The sequence below is a fragment of the Anabaena sp. CCY 9910 genome, assembly GCF_963920875.1.
Lineage (GTDB): Bacteria > Cyanobacteriota > Cyanobacteriia > Cyanobacteriales > Nostocaceae > Trichormus > Trichormus variabilis.
The window spans coordinates 47352-68340 of the sequence record NZ_CAWUDJ010000012.1 but is presented as its reverse complement, the minus strand read 5'-3'; the positions used below and the strand labels follow the sequence as shown (position 1 = coordinate 68340).

The window sequence follows — 20989 nt, the reverse complement described above, 5'->3', positions numbered from 1 at the left end:
GGGATGAGGGAGCAGGAATTATATATTCAGCCTCTGAACCCCAACACCTCACCTCTAGCCCCTAGCCTCTGAGGACTCAACTTGTGTTTAGTATTGCCATTCAACAGCAACAGTACAAAACCTATATCCTTTCTGATGAAACGGCTGGTTCTCAACTGGAAGTTGTACCAGAACGTGGCGGTATTATTACTCGTTGGCGTGTGAAGGGAGAGGAAATTCTCTACCTAGACGCTGAACGCTTCACTCATCCAGATTTGAGTGTCAGAGGTGGAGTACCAATTTTATTTCCCATCTGCGGTAACTTACCGGATAATTCTTACACCCTCAACGGTCAGCAGTACACACTCAAACAACATGGGTTTGCCCGTGATTTGCCCTGGGAGGTAGTTGAGCAGACCACTAAGGACACTGCTGCACTGACGTTAGTTCTCCGCAGCAACGAACATACAAAGGCGGTTTATCCTTTCGATTTCCAACTAGTATTCACTTACGTACTACAAGGGAATACGCTAGAAATTCGCCAGGAGTACCAAAATCTCTCATCTACCCAATTGCCCTTCTCGGCTGGGTTCCATCCTTACTTCTTGACTGGGGATAAAAATCAACTGGAGTTTGACATTCCCTCCCAGGAGTATCAAGACCAGCAAACAAAGGAAGTTCATCCCTTTAATGGCAATTTTGACTTTAACCGTGATGAAATGGATTTTGCGTTTGGTCACATCACCAGTCAGTCTGCTAGTGTCATCGACCGTAATCGGCACTTTAAACTAACTTTGGAGGCTGATGATATTTTTTCAATGTTGGTATTTTGGACGCTGAAGGGCAAAGAATTCTATTGTCTAGAACCTTGGAGCGCTCCTCGTAACTCCCTCAATACTGGTGAAAAGCTGACAGTGCTAGAGCCAGGAGCTAGCTACAAAGCATCTGTAAGATTATCGGCAAGTTTTTTCTAAAACCCCTTTACAAGTCTATGGATGTTTATGCTATGATGGCAAAGTTGCGAAACAAACCGCAAGGGTCGCTAACTCAACGGTAGAGTACTCGGCTTTTAACCGATTAGTTCCGGGTTCGAATCCCGGGCGACCCATAAAATAAGGAAACAATCTCGCTGATGCTTTTGAACGAAGGTAAAGACGAGTTCTATGAGATTATAAATAGTCTCTAATAAATAGTCTCTAACTTGCGCCTTATTCGTCTTTTAAAACTGGCGTTGCCGACTAGTGGGATGATTTTTGTCGGGCTACGCCCCACTAACGCTAACACGCATACCGCAAGCGGAACCCGCAGGGTAGACGCAAAGAATCAATATTCTGCTTTGTACAAAAGTCCCAATTCATCCCTCATTTATGCAACGACTTAAAAATATATGGCTACTGTTTGATTTCTGAATTATGTGGGGGCTTAAGGTGAGTGATATTGGGCATTGGTCACTTGACGAATGACTGAAATTGATGCGGTATTACGTCAATAATGCTCAACACAGTTTATTCTATACAGGAATTAGGAGCAAATTCTTTCATTATGTGCCGTCTACTTGCCTACCTTGGTTCGCCTGTTTCTCTGGAATATCTCTTATATAAACCAGAACATTCGTTGATAGTTCAAAGTTACCAACCCCGTGAAATGACTTCTGGGGTGGTAAATGCAGACGGCTTTGGTGTGGGTTGGTATCATAGCCAAAAAGATACTGAACCTTTTACCTATAAAAATACTCTCCCTATTTGGAACGATATTAATTTGCCGAGTCTGAGCCGTTATGTGGAATCTAAGTGTGTTTTAGCTTATGTTCGTAGTGCGACAGCAGGACAAGCTCTAGATTTTGCCAACTGTCAGCCGTTCAATTATAAGAAATCCTTATTTATTCATAATGGGTACATTGAGAATTTTCGCAAGACCTTACATCGTAAACTCCGCAGTACTTTAACCCCAGATTTTTACGAACATATCAATGGTAGTACTGATTCTGAGCATATTTTTGCATTACTACTTTCTCAAATACAAAGTAATAAACATCGTTCTGTAGAGTCGGTGTTACGTAACACTTTACTAATGCTGTGGGAGATGGCCAAACGTCATCAAGTTAATGCTTCTGCAAATGTAGTTTTTAGTGATGGCGATCGCCTCATCGCCTCCCGCTTTGCTTCATCTTCATCACCGCCATCGCTGTATTGGCTCAAAGATGATTTGACTTTTCCTAATTCTGTCATTATTGCATCTGAACCATTGTTTGCAGGTAATTGGACTGCTTGTCCAGAAAATAGCATTATCAGTGTGGGAGAGGATTGTGATATCAAAATTGAAAGCATCTAGTGTGAAAGAGTTGATTGCTTTTGCTTTGGAGGAATGTCGCACTAAAACCCTCAGTTTATTTGTAGGTATGGATGCAGCTACATTCTGTTGTCAACCTCATGCTGATTTCAGTCCTGTAGGTTGGCATTTAGGACATATTGCCTATATTGAATCTCTGTGGGTATTAGAACACAGTGCTGATTTACCATGCTTATTTCCCCAATATCGTCAGTTATTCGCAGCTGATGGTTTACCGAAAACGCAACGAGTCCAATTACCAGAAATAGCAGAAATTATTTATTACTTGGATACAGTGAGAGCAAAAGTGCTGGAATATCTAGAAGTAGCTGATATTCTACAGCAAGAGCGACTTTGGCGCTTTTTAATTCAGCACGAAAGCCAACACTGCGAAATCATAACTATGGTGTTGGAATTACTTGATAGTCAACGGTCAATAGTCAATGGTAAATGGTCAATAGTCAATGGTCAAACTTTCAATTCTGTGGGGGAGATGGTGGAAATTCCAGCAGGTGAGTTTGAGTTGGGTAACGATTCCATTGATGCTTTAGATAATGAGCGTCCAGCACATAGAGTTTATTTAGATACTTACTGGATTGACCGCTACCCTGTGACTTGTGGTGAATATCAAGTATTTATGGAGGCTGGAGGGTATCAAAACCCTGAATGGTGGTCAGTAGCAGGTTGGGAATGGTTACAAACGGAGCAAGTAATACAACCACTTTACTGGAATCACCTAAGCTCTACCACGGAGAATCACCCAGTATATGGTGTTAGTTGGTATGAAGCCGAAGCTTATGCACGGTTTGTTGGTAAGCGTTTACCCACAGAAACTGAATGGGAAAAAGCCGCAAGTTGGAATGTCAAAGCTAACTGTCGCCACACCTACCCTTGGGGGGAAGATATCCCCACACCTCAAAATTGTAATTGTGATGGACTACGACGAGGTTTAGGCGATAAAACCACCCCAGTCAATGCTTACCATGCTGGTCAAAGTGCCTATGGTGTATATGACACTTTAGGAAATGTTTGGGAGTGGACAGCGTCATGGTTTGATGGTTACAAAGGTTTTCAAAGTTACCCATACAAAGGTTACGCGCAAGTTTATTTTGACCAAAAACATCGTGTGTTAAAAGGTGGTAGTTGGGCAACGCGTCCTTGGGTGCTACGTTCTAGTTTCCGCAATTGGTATCATCCCCAGGTTCGTCAGATTTTTGCTGGGTTTCGTTGTGTGAGGGATTAAAGATGAATCAATTCAAAATTAGTCGTGAAATGATGTAGCCACTCCGTTAGGAGAAGCTACAGGGTTTTGGGAGTTTTATATATGAGAAATGAAACAGGAATGAGAAAGTGAGATAAAAATTCTTACTCAGGATAGGGTGAAAGCCCCGCTATCGCTAACGGCACTTTTTTGGACAAAAACCTTAAATATAGCTTTAAAGTTTAAGTATTCCTGCTGTAGCGTGATGTTATTTATTATGGCTATATGTTTCACTGGCTAGTGTAAAGATTCGTCTTTCAGGGCAATCTCTTACATCCAGCATCCGGAGGTTAAATGTCAGTACTGAAAGCTACTAACAGCATTGAACAACGTTTGCAAATACAGCGTTTGCAAGCGCCAACCCGCGTAGTTACATCTACTGCTGGGGGTGATGTGGTAAGGGGGTTAGCTCAAACACCCAAAACTTTACCCCCTTGTTATTTCTATGATGACAGAGGTTCTGAATTATTTGAGCGTATCTGTGAGTTACCTGAATATTACGTGACACGCACAGAAACGGCTATTTTACAAAGGTTTGCGGGTGAAATTGCTCGAATTACTGGTGCTTGCGAGTTAGTAGAACTGGGAAGCGGTAACTCTACCAAAACTCGTATATTACTGGATGCTTATCAGCAACTAGATTATCCTCTGCGTTATTTACCGATTGATGTTTGTGCAGGGATTTTGGAAAGTAGCGCCAAGCAATTACTTCAAGACTATCCTTCCCTAGAAGTTTATGCGCTAGCGGGAACTTATGAATTAGCGCTTGCACAACTGACTCCCAAAAAATTATCTAGTAGGATGATTTGTTTTATTGGTAGTACCTTGGGTAATCTTAATCTGCAAGAGTGTGATGTCTTCTTGTCCCAAATTAGAGCAACTTTAAATGTCGGTGAATATTTCTTATTGGGAGTGGATTTGCAAAAGCCCAAGGAGATTTTGGAACCAGCCTATGACGACAGTCAAGGAGTCACCGCAGAGTTTAACCTCAATATGTTGGAACATTTAAACCGAAGTTTTGAGGGAAATTTTGATACGACACAGTTTAAACACTGGGCATTTTATAATGAGAGTGAACAGCGCATTGAGATGCACTTGAAAAGTGAGCGATCGCAAACTGTCCAATTAAAGTCTCTCAATCTCACCGTCAATCTTGCCCAAGGTGAAACCATCCTCACCGAAATTTCCCGCAAATTTAATCTCGACAGCATTCAGCAACAACTCGCAGCCAAAGGTTTAATACCTGTCCAGACCTGGACTGATGCAAATCAGTGGTTTGGTTTATTGCTGTGTCAAGTGCAAGGATAAGTAATTAGGAAATGTAAATTAAGTCCTGCTAATTGCTGGAAATATGCTTGGTATTGTCGGTAACAGGTAATTGGTCTTTCCCATTACCTGTTACCGATTACCAACTAATACAGATATTATTAGTGATTGATTTATAGGCATTTGCCAAAATAGGGAAACTGTCTTATCTCTATTTTGGTCATGACATTAAGACTTCAACTTCGTGAGTCATACTTGTGGGTTGAGGAATAGGTAACCCATCGACAAGCATTCCTTCTATATGAAACTCAATAGCTTCTGTAATCAGTTGTTTAACTTCTTCTAAAGTTTCACCCACAGCTACACATACTGGTAAATCAGGTACATAAGCACCATAGCTAGTTTCACCCTTTTCAATTACAACCGCGTAACGCATCAATCTTCTTCCAATTTGCTTCCAAACTAACCAATTACCCAATAGGATGATTACCAGGATTAACTGCATGAATAAACTCACTACCTGAGTTTGGTCTACCGCGTTTATAACTGGCTTCTTCTGGTTTACCCCATCCCAACTGTAAAACTATTTCTAAAAAATTAGAACTTTCTGATTTCCATAAAGTAGCCCATTCTGTTCTTTGGACAATTCTTTCTACATCAGACATAAAAATTAACTGATGTTGTTTATTATTATTAAAGCTTAAATATAAATCCATCCCGGCTGAGGCTTCATACCAAAATTCTAAGATGGAATTTTTAGCAGATTGTAATATTTCTAGATCACTACTTAAAGCAATCAGTTGGGTATCTACTTCTGGATAACGTAATATTTTGCCCTTTATGGAAATTTCTTTCCAAAGAATACCGGAAATTTGATATTCTCTTTGATAGTCATGTATGGCATTTTTAAAATCTTGATAGGCAGTAAATTTTTGTAGTCCATCTGTTCTGATAAACTGGTCAATTATAGGATTACCAGAAACTGTTACTTCTAATTTTAGACGCTCTCCTTTAAGGCAAGCTAGGCGTTCAGCTGCCAAGATGTGGATTAGTTCTTCGGTGGTATAAACCTTTGACATCAGAACACACTTAATTGGTCATTGGTCGTTGGTCATTAGTTCTAGTTTTCGACTGTTGACTATTGACTCTGAACTGTTGATATTTCGACATTATCTCTTGGCATGATGGGGAATACAGTAACAGATATCACTAAAAATTTGGGCAGACCAATTTGGTCTACCCCCGAAGTTACTTGGCTAACTCACTACTAAACTCATTGAACGATCGCCTTTTTAATTGTACTGATTCGGTGCGTGGTAATAAATCAAATACTTCTCGTAGTCTGTCATCGATTTCTTCAAAAGGAACTTGACCTTTCTTGTTTAAGACTACCTCACCGGACTGATTAAACACTACAACTTGAGGCACGCCTCCAGAATAGTAATATCCTGGTTCGGTGGGTTCGTAAGTCTTTTTGGATGAGATTGTATCCACACTGATGGGGATAATTTCTGCGGCTTTACCGTAGAATTCTTGCACCCGTGAAATTACAATGGCGTATTGTTTGCAATCGCTACTGTCATCCAAGTAGAATGCCAGAAATATTGGCTTATGTTCTGCTAACGATTGGGCTAAAGTAAATCTGGATGGCACTAACGATCCATTACCCGCATAAACCACGAACATATTGCCGTCGTATACATCATCGTTAATACCTGCAAAGGCTGGCTGTATTCCTACAATCAATAGACATATAAGCAAACACAGGCCTTTAAAAACCAACCGTCGCCAGTCAGCAATCTGTCTATGTAAAAAAGAAAACTCTATACTATTCATCAAAATGAACCTTACAAGCTACTGTTTGTCTTCGGTTTGTGCTGAATGGGGCAACCTGGGCTGGATATATAATTACGCCCGTATACTATTTTTTAAGATAGCGCCTAGTGGGATCTGTGGGGAATGTTGACTGTTGACCTTTGACCGTTGACTATGGACTATTGACTAATTACTAATGACTATTAATAAATTAGGGTATGGATGTGGCAAATAAAATCAAAGTTATAGATAGGCTGCGGTTGGGTTTTGCGGTGTTGCTGGCGAAAAGTGTGACGTTTTTAGTGCGATCGCTCCGTCTCGGTGCTGCTAGTGTATTACCAGGGTCTATCGCTCGTCGCATTGAACCCCGGTTGCTGCAATTATTGAGTCAGCAGGTGAAAAATGGGGTCATCATCATTGCGGGGACTAACGGCAAAACCACCACAGCACTGCTGTTATGCACTATTTTAGAAAATAAAGGCTACCGTGTTTGTCATAACTCCACAGGTGCAAATCTAGAAAATGGGTTAATGACCGCGTTGCTAGACAGCACTAACCTGGTGGGGACGCTAGATGTGGATTATGCCATTCTGGAAGTAGACGAGAATATTGTTCCCAGAGTCTTAAAACCACTCCAGCCACGAATTATCCTCTGTTTAAACCTGTTCCGTGACCAACTTGATAGGTATGGTGAAGTAGACACCATCAGCAAGCGGTGGACAAAGGTTATCTCGACCCTTCCCAGAGAAACAGTAGTCATTCCCAATGCTGATGACCCGACTTTATCCCTTCTCGGCCAGCAGTTACCCCAAAAGGTTTTATTCTTTGGCTTAAATGAACCAGAACATTATTTAGAAGCCATTCCTCACGCCGTTGATTCTATCTACTGTCCTCAATGTGGACATTCTTTAGATTACCAAGGTGTGTATTTATCCCACTTGGGAGATTTTACTTGTCCCAGTTGCGGATTTACTAAGAGTCAACCCACTTTAGCCAGTAGGGAATGGTCGCAAATTCTCGTTGGTTTATATAACAAATACAACACCTTAGCCGCTACCACCGCCGCTATTGAATTAGGTGTGGATGAAACCACAATTAGAGATACTATTAATAATTTCCAGGCGGCTTTTGGTCGTGCGGAAGATTTAGTGATTGATGGTAAACGCGTCAGAATTTTATTATCAAAAAATCCTGTGGGGACAAATGAAACAATTCGCGTCGTTACTCAAAGCACAGATAAAACCACCCTATTAGTATTAAACGATCGCACACCCGATGGCACAGATGTATCTTGGATTTGGGACGTAGATACAGAAAAACTAGTCGAACGGGGAGGAACCTTAGTAGTCAGTGGCGATCGCGTCTATGATATGGCGTTACGTCTGCGTTATAGTGAAAAATCGGCGCAGAGTAATCTCAATTTAATTGTCGAAGCAGATTTGCGTCAAGCGATCGCCACAGCTTTAGAACACACCCCAGCCACCGAAACCCTGCACATCCTCCCCACCTATTCCGCCATGCTAGAAGTGCGCGAAGTCCTCACAGGTAGGAAAATTCTTTAAATTAGTCAGTTGTCGGTTGTCATTGGTCAATAGTCCATAGTCCATAGTCCATAGTCCATAGTTATTCTTTTTTACTTCCCCTGCTCCCTCTGCTCCCTCTGCTCCCCCTGCTACCTCTGCTCCCCTGCTCCCCTGCTCCCCTACTCCCTCATCTCCCCATTTAAAAAATATGACCCTAGAATTAACTATCGGTTGGCTATATCCTACATTAATGAGTACCTATGGCGATCGCGGTAATGTGATTACTATAGAACGTCGCGCCCAATGGCGGGGATATATGGTGAAAGTATTACCTTTAGACCAAAACTCCACAGCAGAAGATATTAAGTCTGTAGATGTGATAGTTGGTGGTGGCGCACAAGACAGACAGCAAGAAATCGTCATGCGCGATTTGCAAGGTGCGAAAGCTGACGCGATGCGTGAGAAAATCGACAATGGTACACCAGGAGTTTTTACCTGTGGTTCACCCCAGTTATTAGGACACTATTACGAACCAGGCTTAGGACAACGTATTGAAGGTTTAGGAATACTGGATTTAGTTTCTATCCATCCTGGTGAAAATACTAAACGTTGTATCGGTAACTTGGTAATTGAAGTTACGGCCAGTCGTCTAGCAAAAGATTTAGAGGAAATGACAGGAAGCAAAGCCTATTTAGTGGGTTTTGAAAATCACGGCGGACGCACTAAGTTAGGTAAGGTGGAAGCTTTAGGAAAAGTGGTTTATGGCTTAGGTAATAATGGTGAAGATGGTACAGAAGGCGCATTTTATCAAAATGCCATAGCAACCTATTCCCACGGCCCACTATTACCCAAAAACCCCTTTGTGGCTGATTGGTTGATTCAAACAGCATTGCGGTTAAAGTATCAGCAACCAATTACTTTACAACCTCTAGATGATAGTTTGGCTGTACAAGCACGGGAAGCAATGTTTAAAAAGTTGCAAGTTAACCCACCAAGACCATCTACAGTAGCTAAAGTTTCTGGTTAGTAAAATTAGGTGACACTAGTTTGATATCATTAAATTAACGTAAGTTCGATAAGTCTTTTTTGACCTCTCCCCCAACCCCTCTGTCTTGAAAAGTTCTGTTCGGAGGAAGCCTCCGCACCCTACGGGAAGCAAGCTACAGACTTTTCGCTCCGACACGGAGAGGGGAGCAAATAGCACGAAATATCGACGAAAAATCAAGATTTCAAAGCCTCTCCCCTGCAAGGAGAGAGGTTTGGAGAGGGGTTTTTCAGCCGTCGAATTCACGTTAAATTAATTAAAGCAGCATTAATTATAGAAGGCTCACAGTGAGGCTTATACCTTACTATGAGCCAGATTATTTTTTAGCTTAATTAATATGCCTTAATTTATTGTCGCTTGCTTACTTGTATCACTCAATTAATTCTAGTTTCAACTTAAACTAAATGGTATCACAAACTTACAAATTATTATTTGTGTCTACTCCCATTGGTGCTTTAGGCACAGGATTAGGAGGGGGAGTAGAACTTACTTTATTTAATATTGCACAAGAGTTTTTGCGGCGAGGACACAAATTAGAAATAGTAGCACCACAAGGTTCTGCTATTAGTTCATTACCCATTAAAGAAATTCCAGGGAAACTACAATTATCAGCCCAAAATCAAAATCGTACCGACCCAATTTTTGTCCCGACTAACTCTGTTTTGGCCAATATGTGGGACTATGCTCGTCAAGTGCAAACAGACTATGATTTGATAGTGAATTTTTCTTATGATTGGTTACCATTATATTTAACACCATTTTTTCATCGTCCCATCGCCCATCTCATCAGCATGGGTTCCTTAACAGATGTGATGGACGATATGATTGAAAAGGTCGCCAATAATTTTCCAGGTACAATTGGTGTCCACGGCAAAACACAAGCCGCTACTTTTACATTTGCCGAAAAATGTCACTGTCTGTTAAATGGGCTGGATATATCAGCTTATACGTTTTGTGGTGAACCAAGTTCTGCCTTAGCATGGGTAGGGAGAATTGCACCGGAAAAAGGTCTAGAAGATGCAGTCGCAGCGGCCAATATCACCGGAATTCCCCTGAAAATCTTCGGTTTGAAACAGAATGAGGCTTACTGGGAGCAGATTTGTCAAACATACCCTGACGCACCTATAGAATATGTGGGCTTTTTATCCACCCATGAACTACAACACCAATTAGGTCAGTGTCGAGCAGTCTTTATCACTCCCCGATGGATTGAGGCTTATCCCAACGTAGCACTTGAGGCGCTGGCCTGTGGAGTACCTCTGATAGCCTATAGTCGGGGTGGTTTAACAGAAATTGTCCAAGACGGCAAAACAGGCTTTTTAGTAGAACCAGACAGCGTGGAAGGCTTGGTAGAAGCCATTCATCGCCTAAATGAAATCGACCGTCGCGCCTGTCGCCAGCAAGCTGAAACTCAATATTCTTCTCAAGCTATGGGCGATCGCATGGAACAATGGTTTAAGAACATCCTGATGAAATTTTAATCAACAACTCTTGGGGAAAGCAGAGGATTATAGGACTTACGCATCCAGGTTGTCTGTTGAGACTGGGTGTAAGGGGGTAAGGGTATAGGGGTGTAAGGGTTTTAAACATTGACACCTCTACACCCTTCTCCAAATCCTTGATTTTTCGTTTTCATGCGTAAGTCCTAGATTAGAGAAAATATATCTTCCATTCCCCAATCAGGACTTTACTTCCATTTACGATAGCAACGAGCCGTAATATGGTAAGGATGAAAAACTTCTAAGCAATTACTTTGAATGGTTTTAAAAAATGTATTTATCGCCTGCGGATCATCTAAATGAAAAGGATGTTCTTGATTAAAACCTTTAAAGAAATGCCAATTGAGAATCATCTTACCTTCATCTGCCAAAATCTGATGAAACTCTAGTAACTGTTGACTTGGGTCTGGTAAATGTTCTAAAACATCAAAGGACATGATAGTATCAAAGGTTTTTTGTGGGGGTATCTCTACACAAAAAATAATTTTTTCACTCAGACCCAATTTCTCAGCTCGATACTTGACAAAATCAAAGTTAATCGGATTTATATCACAATAAACTACTTGCTCAACACGGGGACAAAGAGCCGCACCAATAGCATGAGTTCCGATACCTCCCCCAAAATCTAACACACAACCGTGAGCATGATCAGCAATCAGACGTAAGGTATCACCAATGTAATCATGACTAGCTAGATGCCATGCACCCAATTCAAATAAGTAAACTTCCCCTACTTTATCTCGATAAAAGGCTGTAGCTTGTTCCCAATCAAAATCCTTGTGACCTAATTCAGCCATTTGTTGCTGACCGAATTCTAGTTTTGTTTCTAATATTTCTGCATCTAATTGTAAAAACTCTTGGATGTGCTGTTTTAAGTTGAATGAACTTTCCCAATAACTACTTAAAAAACTTGGCATAGGTAATGTAAGCATAATTTTCTCTCAGACTAAACCAACCTTCGTATAATACAATACGCAGGTTATAGTCATTTCTCAACCCAAATAAGTTCTAACCGCTTTTGAGATGTTTGGAGAGCTTGTTGCACTGATTCACCCAATAAACTTGATTCTATCGCTCGACCAAGACTATCAGATAAACGATTATATTGAGAAATTATCGGTCGAGTTTGTGCTACTGACATTTGCTCTAGAAACACCTTTAAAACTGGTTGTTTGTGAATGAATTGCTGATAAGCTTTACTTTGAGCAGCTTTAATATTCACAGGTAAAAAGCCCGTGCCAATACTCCATTCCGTTTGAAACTCTTCGCTTAAAACATATTCTAAAAATTTGAGTGCAGCTTCTTCTCTTGCTGGCTGAGTTTTCATAACATAAAAATTACTGCCAGCAATTGCTGTAGCTGATTTAATATTGCTAGGGATAGGGAAGGCTTGATAATCAATGTTAGATTTCATGATGTAAGTCCAAGGCCCTGTAATTTGCATCGCCACACGACCCCCAACAAAAGCATCTTCTTCATAACCTCGTTCTGGCGACGAAAGCATGGCTGAACCATCTTTGATAAGGTCTTGCCAGAATTGTAAGGCTGTGACAGCAGCTTGACTAGTTAAATTGGGTTGCTTATTTGTGACTATTTCCCCTCCCGCACCCCAGAGAAATGGCAACCAACTAAAAACAGTCCATTCTCCTTTTCCCAAGGGTAGGAGTATGCCATATTGTTCCGGTCGTTTGTCACCATTACGGTCTATGGTTAATTTTTTAGCAACTTGTCGTAGTTCTTCCCAAGTCTTTGGTATTTCTGTGATTCCTGCTTCCTCAAACAGCCGAGGACGGTAGAAAACACCCATATTCGCGGTGTACAGTGGGACTGACCAAATGTGACCGTCTAACTGCATTTCTTCAAATAGACTGGGAACAATCTGTGATTTCTCTGGCAATTTGTCTAGCCAGTCATCTAAAGGGCGGACTGCTCCTAACTCTACTAACTGACCTGTAGTTTGTGGATAAAATAACAAGATATCAGGAGGCACATTACCCACAACTGCCGTCAGTATTTTAGGCAATCCTTCTGCATAGATAGATTCTATTTGCACATCCGCATGAGTCTGGTTGAATTTTGCAACTAATTTTTCAAATACATCTCGATTTGCTGGCGGGTTGATTCCTTGCCACAGTGTTAAATGAATTACTCCGTTCTCCTGCTTGACTGTACCTTGGCAACCAGATAAAAATAATAGACACAAACTCAAAAAGATACTCAGTAAACCAATCCGACTATTAGCGCTAATTAAATGACGGAAAAATTGTGTGATTTGGGATACCCAAATTTGGATATTCATAACATAATTAGCTGTCAATCCCTTCTGGGAATTCAAAATCACAGGAAAAACCCGTAACCAAAAACAATCATTTACCCTTACACTCATTTTCCGGTTATTCCCATAAAGAAATATATATTAAAACAGTATTGAGTAATCATCTCTCAGCTAAGATTTTTGATTACTACTCAGTATGAATTTTGACTTTTGCAAAAATTATTGATGAAATCGACCATCTTACCTGAACCCCTCAAACCCGGAGACTTACTGCAAGTTATTGCCCCTAGTGGTGCTTTAAGAGAATTTGCGGCTTTGAAGCAGAGTGTAGAAATTTGGCGATCGCGGGGTTATCGTATAGAAATTAGTTCAGATATTGATCATCATTGGGGATATCTGGCTAATAAAGATGAAGTGCGTCGTCATCAGTTAGCTTCTGCTTGGCAAGACCCTAATTGTCGCGGTATTCTCTGCGCCAGAGGTGGTTTTGGTAGCACACGCATCTTAGAAGATTGGCATTGGCAAATCAACTCAGACCCAAAGTGGTTGATAGGCTTTTCTGATATTACGGCTTTGCTGTGGAGTCTTTATAACGCAGGTATATCCGGTGTTCACGGCCCTGTACTCACAACCTTAGCAGATGAGCCAGACTGGTCAACTGAGCGCCTATTTAATTTGGTAGAAGGACGAGCTATTGCACCCCTTAAAGGCTGCGGTTGGGGCGGTGGTGTGGCTACTGGCATTTTGCTGCCTGGTAATCTCACGGTGGCTACCCATCTTTTAAGCACACCGATTCAACCTAACTTTGATGGCGTAATTTTAGCCTTGGAAGATGTCACAGAAGCACCATACCGTATCGATAGAATGCTGACGCAGTGGCGTTTAAGTGGTGTTTTGGCAAAAGTCAAAGGTATTGCTTTAGGAAGCTTCACCAGATGCGAAGCAGCCCCAAATATACCTAGTTTTAACACAGAAGAAGTTCTACGCGATCGCCTGGCCGATTTGGGTATTCCCATTGTCTCCGACTTACCCTTTGGTCATGGTGAACAAAATGCCAGCCTACCTGTAGGTGTACCTGTCACCTTAGATGCCAATCACGGAGTCTTGGATATAGTAACCTTTTAACTCTATTTATTTAAACTATCGTTTAACTGAGTACCAGTATAATTGGGAACCCAGCCATCTGCTGCTGTGAAATAACGCACGGCTTTAAAACTTAAAGATGCAGTCAGGCTACACCAATGTTCTACCCCAGAAGGAATATGAAGATAATCTTGGGACTGGACTAAAAGCTGTACTTGGCTACCATCGGCTTTGACAAAACCAAAAATCATCTCACCTGCCAAAGCGTATAATGCTTCGGGCGCAGTATGAGTATGATACTGGGCGTAGGTAGCTATTAAAGTTTGGAGATTAGGCGAACCTGGATGCACATTCAGCAAATCACACCAAAGATAACCATTTTCTTGCTGAATAAACTCAAACACACTGTTGTGTAAATCGACAATGTGACACTTCTCTTTATCTGTCAAAGCATCCTGTATTAAAAGATGAGGAAACAGTATAGATGTACCAGGGTCATAGTGCTTGATGTAAACTCCCAATGGGGCAAGTTCACGAGCTATCTCATCTAAATTGCTCTCAATTGTGCCGTCTTCCAGTAACAAAGTCGCCATGACAGAATAACAAATTAAGTGTTAAGAAGAGTATACTCAACTTTAACCCATCTTCAAACAATAAGCCACTATTTCCGATAGACATAGTGGAGTTGTAGTAATTAATAATTGGTAATCAAGCATAAATTTTACCCAGTCCCCAATCCCCAATCCCCAATCCCCAAGAAATTTGTCAGCAGAATGATGTTCAATAATACTACTAGGTCTAATCTAGTACAAGCGAACTATAAAAATTAGAAAATGTCTGACTTAGTTTTATTTTGGCATCGCCGCGATTTACGTATTACCGACAATATAGGACTAGCTACCGCTAGACAACAAAGTTCTAAGGTCGTGGGGGTATTTTGTCTAGACCCTAATATTTTAGAAAGGGATGATGTTGCCCCTGCTAGAGTTACTTACATGATTGGTAGTTTACAGGAGTTGCAACAGCGATATGTGCAAGCAGGAAGCCAATTATTAATCCTGCATGGTGACCCAGTGCAAGCTATCCCTCACTTAGCAGAAACATTGAACGCCAAAGCTGTGTTTTGGAATTGGGATGTGGAACCATATTCACAAACACGCGATCGCGCCATTATTGCTACCCTTAAAGATAAAGGTATCCAATGTCTTACCCACAACTGGGATCAAATACTCCATTCCCCTGATGAAATCCGTTCAGGTAGTAACACACCTTACACCGTTTACACCCCCTTTTGGAAAAATTGGAGTAGCAAACCTAAAGCTAAACCAGTAGAAACCCTGCACAATGTCGAAGGACTAACAGAATCTGAGCAGGAACTTGCTCAAAAAGCTGGAGTAAAAGCCTTACCCACGGCGAAAGATTTAGGATTTTTCTGGGATGCAGACTTGGTAATTGCCCCAGGGGAAGCAGCAGCTCAAGCAAAGTTAGCAGAATTTACAGCCAAAGCCATCACCGAATACCAAGAACAGCGCAATTTTCCTGCGGTTAACGGCACATCACAGCTAAGTGCAGCCTTAAAATTTGGTGTCATTGGCATTCGCACCGTTTGGCAAGCAACCTTAGAAGCTTTAGAAAATAGCCGCAGTGAAGAAACTACCGCCTCTATTCGCACATGGCAACAAGAATTAGCCTGGCGGGAATTTTATCAACACGCCATGTATAACTTCCCAGAATTAGCTGATGGTGCTTACCGCGCAACCTTCAAGAATTTCCCTTGGGAAACCAATGATGAACATTTTCAGGCTTGGTGTGAGGGCAAGACAGGTTATCCCATCGTTGATGCAGCCATGCGCCAGATGAACGAAAGCGGCTGGATGCACAACCGTTGTCGAATGATTGTCGCCAGTTTCCTCACCAAAGACCTATTAATTAATCCCCAATGGGGAGAAAAATACTTTATGCAGAAGCTGATTGATGGTGATTTATCAGCCAACAACGGCGGCTGGCAATGGAGTGCTTCTAGTGGGATGGACCCCAAGCCACTACGGATTTTTAACCCCGCCAGCCAATCACAAAAATTTGACCCGGATGCAGAATATATTCGTCAATGGGTACCTGAATTGAGGTCAATGGATACGGAGTATTTAGTAACGGGTAAGATTACGCCTCTTGAGCGTCATGCTGTGGGTTATGTTAAACCAATCGTGGATCATCAAAAACAGCAGCAACTCTTTAAACAACGTTATCAACAACAAAAAGCCATCGGTATTTAAACCAATTCGCAATAGCCTGCGGAGAACTCGTAGAGTAGGCTAACGCCAACGCAATTCGCAATTACGTGTTGTGGCTTGATAGAAGCCGGGGATTTAAAACCCTGACATTTTGTTAATCTAGGAATTACCCATGAAAACGAAAGATCAATAAATATACGTAGGGCATCGCCCACCACAACCATGATACGGTAGGCAATGCTCACCCTAGTGGCGATCGCAACATTTTAGTCATGTCAGTCCACTACAGATACTGAGGGCTTGCTGAAAAAAGAAACAAAAGAAGACAATTTCTAGATTTTCAGAGCAAATAAATTTCAGCAAAGGGGCTAATAGCCCATTTTTTTTACCCATTCTTAATCTGACTCATTGATGCTCATAACAGTTATCAATACTACTAATCAGGAAAATCAGTAAGTATATTTACGTGAAACTCTGAAAACCCATAGTTTACAGTATTGGATTGATACTTGTGGAAATAAAGCAACCTAATTAAAGGATTAATATGGCATTTTGCTGAATTTTATATATTAAACTAAAATTACTAATTACTGCTAGAAATCAAAATTTTATTGCTGAATCTCTGAATTGGCATTATCTAGTTTTATTTTCTAAAATGTATCTGATTATTTCTGAACACAAGTGATTTCAGTATTTAACGAAGGTTTTTCATTGTTAGCCGAAAGCCGTAGGTAAAATGACAGTACATTTACTGACAAAATCTCATCAATTTCATTTGCAGCCTCTAAAACGGATCTTAATTGTCGAAGATAATGATATCAATAGGATGTTATTAAGTGATTATCTGAGTTATAGCGGATATCATGTCCAAAGTTTATCGGATGGCTCCAATTTTTTCAAAACCATAGAGAAATTTCAGCCTGACTTGATTTTGTTGGACTTGAAATTACCAGATGTTGATGGATACTATTTACTTGAGCAAATCCAGCAACAGCAAGAATTTGCCAGGATACCAGTTATCGTTGTTTCAGGTTTTGCTTTTAAAGTTGATCAAAAAAGAGCTATCGATTTGGGCGCTCGTGGTTACTTTGTTAAACCTATAAATCTGAATGCTTTGCTTATAAAAATTTCTCAGGAATTAGTTGTTAATTGCATATAGCTTTTATAGATTTATTGCGCTTTTTGTTTATTAATAAACTCTTCCATATTTTCATTTAAATTTTGTACAGAACTGCCAATTATGTGAATTTTACGTTGCACCTGTTCTAATAGCAGAACAGCAGATTGAAGTTCGTTGAGTGCTTCAGCCATAGCATCTTTGTAGTAATTTTCAAAGTCATTAACATTCATGTAATTGGGACTCCAAAAACTCTGTAAATATTTATATCGACGATCATATTCACAATCTGAAAAGATGTGAATCCGTTAATCTGCTTAATTTGAAAATACAAATTCTTAATAAAACTCATGAATATAAAAATTGAGAATAGCCTTAAAACTGGAATAATATCAGTGCTTCATATATTCTTTACTTTGCTAAAGAATGCGTTATAGAATTAGATGGTCATAAAAAAATAAAGTTATTTCTCATAGTTTAGGCTTGACTAAAACTGCATGAAAACTATATTTACATTAGCTGTAACCGCCTTGAGGCAAGACTTACATTGTTTAAAGGCTAGACAAAAGACTGTTCTATGATTTAGTTTGTGCAGTCTATGAAAACTACTGCATTGGTAAATTTATATATTGTTTGGCAATTTGTTTAAACTATTTATTTTGATTATGAAATAGAAAAATTGACTTAAAAAAATATTGCATGAGATATAAAATCGGAAAATCCTAAATCTATAAAGCTTGGTATAAATGTAAACTAACAATATAGTAAATTTTGACTTTATATTTGCTTGATAAAAATCTGTATACTCAGCACAAAGCAGTAATTGTTCTTAAAATAAGTATAGGTAAATTTGTAAGATTACCTGGTGGAGATTGTGAGAACATCTGCTCAGATACTACCACTGGTGAAAGATCCAGAGCGTTTAGAAGCCCGTCTGTCCGAAATTCCACCGGAACCAGGGGTTTATTTCATGCGAGATGGGAGCGATCGCATTATATATATAGGGAAATCACGGAAATTGCGATCGCGGGTTCGTTCCTATTTCCGCGAAGGGTACAACAAAACTGAACGCATAGCCACCATGGCCAAGTTGGTGACAGAAATTGAGTTTATTGTCACCGATACCGAAGCTGAAGCCTTGGCCTTAGAAGCCAATTTAATCAAGCAGCATCAGCCATACTTTAATGTGCTGCTCAAGGATGATAAGAAGTATCCCTATGTCTGTATTACATGGTCAGAAGACTATCCGCGCATTTTCATTACCCGAAAACGACAACTAGGTAAAGAAAAAGATAAATATTACGGGCCCTATACGGATTCTGGGTTGTTAAGGGAAATATTACGTATATCTAAGCGGATATTTGCCCTACGACAACGCCCACAGCCATTATTTAAAGACCGTCCTTGCTTAAATTATGATTTAGGTCGGTGTCCTGGTGTGTGTCAACAGCTGATTTCCCCAGAAGAATACCGCAAAACTGTGCAGAAAGTGGCAATGGTGTTTCAGGGACGGACTCAGGAATTGATTGATATCTTGAGTGAACAGATGGAGAAAGCGGCGGAGGCGTTGAATTTTGAAGTAGCGGCGCGGATTCGTGATCAAATTGCTGGGTTAAAGTCTTTGACGGCGGAACAGAAGGTTTCCTTACCAGATGATACGGTTTCACGGGATGCCATTGCTTTGGCAGCTGACGCACAACACGCCTGCATCCAATTATTCCAGATTCGCGCTGGTCAATTGGTGGGACGCTTGGCTTTTGTGGCTGAATCCCATGCTGAACCAGGGGCTATTTTACAAAGGGTACTAGAAGAACATTACCAAACGGCGGAATCTGTAGAAATTCCCGCAGAAATTTTAGTCCAGCATGAGTTACCAGACGCTGAGATACTAGCCGATGTCTTAACCCAGCGTAAGGGAAGAAAAGTGACAATCTTCACACCCCAGCGCCAAGTTAAGGCAGAATTAATTGAGATGGTAGAGCGTAACGCCCAGTATGAATTGCAAAGAATGCAGAAATTAGGCGATCGCAATCACCAAGCAACTCAAGATTTAGCTACTATTCTCGATTTACCAGATTTACCCCACCGCATCGAAGGTTATGACATTTCTCACATTCAAGGTTCTAATGCGGTAGCTTCCCAAGTTGTGTTCATCGACGGATTACCCGCCAAGCAAAATTATCGCCACTACAAAATTAAAAATCCCACTGTCACCATCGGACATTCCGACGATTTTGCCAGTTTAGCGGAAGTTATCCAAAGACGCTTTCGCAAGTATGCAGAAGATCCGCAATTATCGCGGGTAGGAAATCCTGACTGGCCTGATTTGATTATGATTGATGGCGGTAAAGGTCAGCTATCATCGGTGGTTGCTGTTTTGCAAGAGATGAACTTATTAGAAGACTTGCGGGTGATCAGTTTAGCAAAGCGACGCGAAGAGATTTTCTTACCAGGGGAATCCCAACCCTTAAAAACTGATGCTGAACAACCAGGGGTGCAGTTGTTGCGACGACTACGGGATGAAGCCCACCGCTTTGCTGTGAGTTTCCATCGTCAGCAACGCAGTGATAAACTGAAGCGATCGCGCTTAGATGAAATCCCTGGTTTAGGACACCACCGCCAAAAGCAGTTGCTAGCTCATTTTCGCTCCGTTGACTATATTCGCCAAGCCACACCTTCACAAATAGCCGAAGTTCCAGGGATAGGCCCACATCTGGCTCAAGCCATTTACGACTATTTCCATCCCTCTCATGTCTAATTCCCAAAATCTATCAAGAAAAAGTTGTGGGTAATAGATAATTAAAACACTAATATCTACTCCCCATTACCCATTACCAACCACTAGATTAGCAAATATAACTAATATCTTGAATCAGTAGGATGGTAAATTTTGCTTCAACTATACTCCTGAGGATACCGCTGCTTAAACATTAAGGGAAGCTTAAGAAAAATATTTTGTTACTAAAGATACAGTATTTTCCAGCTTTTAAACTTTGAATACAAGGATACCGTTTTTGTGTATTTTTCGTAGACAGTCATGGTGTAACTCAAAGCATTAACATTGGGGATCAGTCAATATCCATGAAAAATTGTCTCAGCACACTAACTCAATATATCCCAAGTAAGATGGTGAAATTACCAAAATACTAAGATAATGGTTTAAGTAAATAAAATTGTTCAAATGTAAAATTTTAGTTAAATAAACAGCCATATTTATTTTTGGTTGTTAGGTTATACAAACCAAAATATTTTTTGGTTTCATTTAGAAAATAGCATCAAAATAGTTAAAACCAGGGATTTTTCAATGCAAATAATACAAAAAATTTACTGCCCTAATTGTGGTAATAATGCTGAACGTTATTATATTACAGAGAGCGAACTAACAAGAACACAATGTCCAAGTTGTGATTACTTGATGATCAGTTGTACCCGCACAGGCAAAGTCATTGAAGCTTATGCGCCAGGCATTCATGTACATCGTTAAAAATTAAACTTTCTTGCCCATTGAGAATAACAATAGACATTTGTTATCTCTTCACTAGCAATTAGGTTTTGCAAATAGGAAAA

General features: G+C 40.5%; 19 protein-coding genes and 1 tRNA gene. 13 read left to right on the top strand and 7 right to left on the bottom strand.

The window, feature by feature from the left end; translation table 11 throughout:
* Positions 1–83: 83 nt before the first annotated feature.
* The 5 genes from ACM5QX_RS11800 (at position 84) to egtD (ending at position 4876) form a co-directional block, all read left to right on the top strand.
* Positions 84–953 (top strand): aldose epimerase, encoded by an 870-nt coding sequence (locus tag ACM5QX_RS11800; protein ID WP_414753666.1) that lies wholly within the window; start codon positions 84–86, stop codon positions 951–953.
* Positions 954–1015: 62 nt separating this feature from the next.
* Positions 1016–1087: transfer RNA gene (locus tag ACM5QX_RS11795), tRNA-Lys, on the top strand.
* 434 nt (positions 1088–1521) lie between these two features.
* Positions 1522–2310, top strand: coding sequence for an ergothioneine biosynthesis protein EgtC (gene egtC, locus ACM5QX_RS11790; RefSeq protein ID WP_414753665.1), 789 nt, complete (start codon positions 1522–1524; stop codon positions 2308–2310).
* A complete protein-coding gene (gene egtB / locus ACM5QX_RS11785) occupies positions 2285–3550 on the top strand; it encodes an ergothioneine biosynthesis protein EgtB (RefSeq protein WP_414753664.1) in 1266 nt (421 codons plus the stop codon). The genes egtC and egtB overlap by 26 nt, the downstream gene beginning before the upstream one ends.
* A gap of 312 nt (positions 3551–3862) precedes the next feature.
* Positions 3863–4876: an L-histidine N(alpha)-methyltransferase gene (gene egtD, locus ACM5QX_RS11780; RefSeq protein ID WP_414753663.1), complete on the top strand. Its 1014-nt coding sequence runs from the start codon at positions 3863–3865 to the stop codon at positions 4874–4876.
* 178 nt (positions 4877–5054) lie between these two features.
* On the opposite strand, the gene ACM5QX_RS11775 is transcribed toward egtD, so the two are convergent.
* The 3 genes from ACM5QX_RS11775 to ACM5QX_RS11765 form a co-directional block, all read right to left on the bottom strand.
* The gene (locus tag ACM5QX_RS11775; protein WP_414753662.1) at positions 5055–5270 is read right to left on the bottom strand and encodes a type II toxin-antitoxin system HicB family antitoxin; all 216 of its coding nucleotides are present in this window, start codon (positions 5268–5270) and stop codon (positions 5055–5057) included.
* A 34-nt stretch (positions 5271–5304) separates the two neighbouring features.
* Positions 5305–5913 (bottom strand): hypothetical protein, encoded by a 609-nt coding sequence (locus tag ACM5QX_RS11770; protein WP_414753661.1) that lies wholly within the window; start codon positions 5911–5913, stop codon positions 5305–5307.
* A 169-nt stretch (positions 5914–6082) separates the two neighbouring features.
* A complete protein-coding gene (locus tag ACM5QX_RS11765; protein ID WP_190567989.1) occupies positions 6083–6670 on the bottom strand; it encodes a thylakoid membrane photosystem I accumulation factor in 588 nt (195 codons plus the stop codon).
* Positions 6671–6867: 197 nt separating this feature from the next.
* Here ACM5QX_RS11765 and ACM5QX_RS11760 point away from each other — a divergent pair, with 197 nt between their 5' ends.
* The 3 genes from ACM5QX_RS11760 to ACM5QX_RS11750 all read left to right on the top strand — a co-directional run bounded on the left by ACM5QX_RS11760 (position 6868) and on the right by ACM5QX_RS11750 (position 10698).
* The gene (locus tag ACM5QX_RS11760; RefSeq protein WP_414753660.1) at positions 6868–8211 is read left to right on the top strand and encodes a MurT ligase domain-containing protein; all 1344 of its coding nucleotides are present in this window, start codon (positions 6868–6870) and stop codon (positions 8209–8211) included.
* Between the two features lie 169 nt (positions 8212–8380).
* On the top strand, positions 8381–9199 hold the full coding sequence (locus tag ACM5QX_RS11755) for a type 1 glutamine amidotransferase (protein WP_414753659.1): 819 nt from the start codon (positions 8381–8383) through the stop codon (positions 9197–9199).
* A gap of 422 nt (positions 9200–9621) precedes the next feature.
* A complete protein-coding gene (locus ACM5QX_RS11750; RefSeq protein ID WP_414753658.1) occupies positions 9622–10698 on the top strand; it encodes a glycosyltransferase family 4 protein in 1077 nt (358 codons plus the stop codon).
* A gap of 206 nt (positions 10699–10904) precedes the next feature.
* Here ACM5QX_RS11750 and ACM5QX_RS11745 read toward each other — a convergent pair whose 3' ends face one another.
* Positions 10905–11648 carry a class I SAM-dependent methyltransferase gene (locus tag ACM5QX_RS11745; protein ID WP_414753657.1) on the bottom strand — a complete coding sequence of 248 codons (744 nt, stop codon included), beginning with the start codon at positions 11646–11648 and terminating at the stop codon, positions 10905–10907.
* A gap of 53 nt (positions 11649–11701) precedes the next feature.
* Complete coding sequence (locus ACM5QX_RS11740; protein WP_414753656.1) at positions 11702–13015, bottom strand: ABC transporter substrate-binding protein; 1314 nt, start codon at positions 13013–13015, stop codon at positions 11702–11704.
* Between the two features lie 201 nt (positions 13016–13216).
* On the opposite strand from ACM5QX_RS11740, the gene ACM5QX_RS11735 reads away from it, so the two are divergent.
* Positions 13217–14116, top strand: coding sequence for a S66 peptidase family protein (locus ACM5QX_RS11735; protein WP_414753655.1), 900 nt, complete (start codon positions 13217–13219; stop codon positions 14114–14116).
* A 2-nt stretch (positions 14117–14118) separates the two neighbouring features.
* On the opposite strand, the gene ACM5QX_RS11730 is transcribed toward ACM5QX_RS11735, so the two are convergent.
* Positions 14119–14667 (bottom strand): 1,2-dihydroxy-3-keto-5-methylthiopentene dioxygenase, encoded by a 549-nt coding sequence (locus ACM5QX_RS11730; protein WP_414753654.1) that lies wholly within the window; start codon positions 14665–14667, stop codon positions 14119–14121.
* Between the two features lie 240 nt (positions 14668–14907).
* Here ACM5QX_RS11730 and ACM5QX_RS11725 point away from each other — a divergent pair, with 240 nt between their 5' ends.
* Together ACM5QX_RS11725 and ACM5QX_RS11720 are read left to right on the top strand one after the other, a co-directional pair.
* Positions 14908–16347 (top strand): deoxyribodipyrimidine photo-lyase, 8-HDF type, encoded by a 1440-nt coding sequence (locus tag ACM5QX_RS11725; RefSeq protein WP_414753653.1) that lies wholly within the window; start codon positions 14908–14910, stop codon positions 16345–16347.
* A 694-nt stretch (positions 16348–17041) separates the two neighbouring features.
* A complete protein-coding gene (locus ACM5QX_RS11720) occupies positions 17042–17464 on the top strand; it encodes a response regulator (RefSeq protein ID WP_011320972.1) in 423 nt (140 codons plus the stop codon).
* 11 nt (positions 17465–17475) lie between these two features.
* Here ACM5QX_RS11720 and ACM5QX_RS11715 read toward each other — a convergent pair whose 3' ends face one another.
* The gene (locus ACM5QX_RS11715; protein WP_011320973.1) at positions 17476–17655 is read right to left on the bottom strand and encodes a hypothetical protein; all 180 of its coding nucleotides are present in this window, start codon (positions 17653–17655) and stop codon (positions 17476–17478) included.
* Between the two features lie 641 nt (positions 17656–18296).
* Here ACM5QX_RS11715 and uvrC point away from each other — a divergent pair.
* Together uvrC and ACM5QX_RS11705 are read left to right on the top strand one after the other, a co-directional pair.
* Positions 18297–20180 (top strand): excinuclease ABC subunit UvrC, encoded by a 1884-nt coding sequence (gene uvrC, locus ACM5QX_RS11710; protein ID WP_414753652.1) that lies wholly within the window; start codon positions 18297–18299, stop codon positions 20178–20180.
* 546 nt (positions 20181–20726) lie between these two features.
* Positions 20727–20906, top strand: coding sequence for a hypothetical protein (locus ACM5QX_RS11705; protein WP_041457016.1), 180 nt, complete (start codon positions 20727–20729; stop codon positions 20904–20906).
* Positions 20907–20989: the final 83 nt, after the last annotated feature.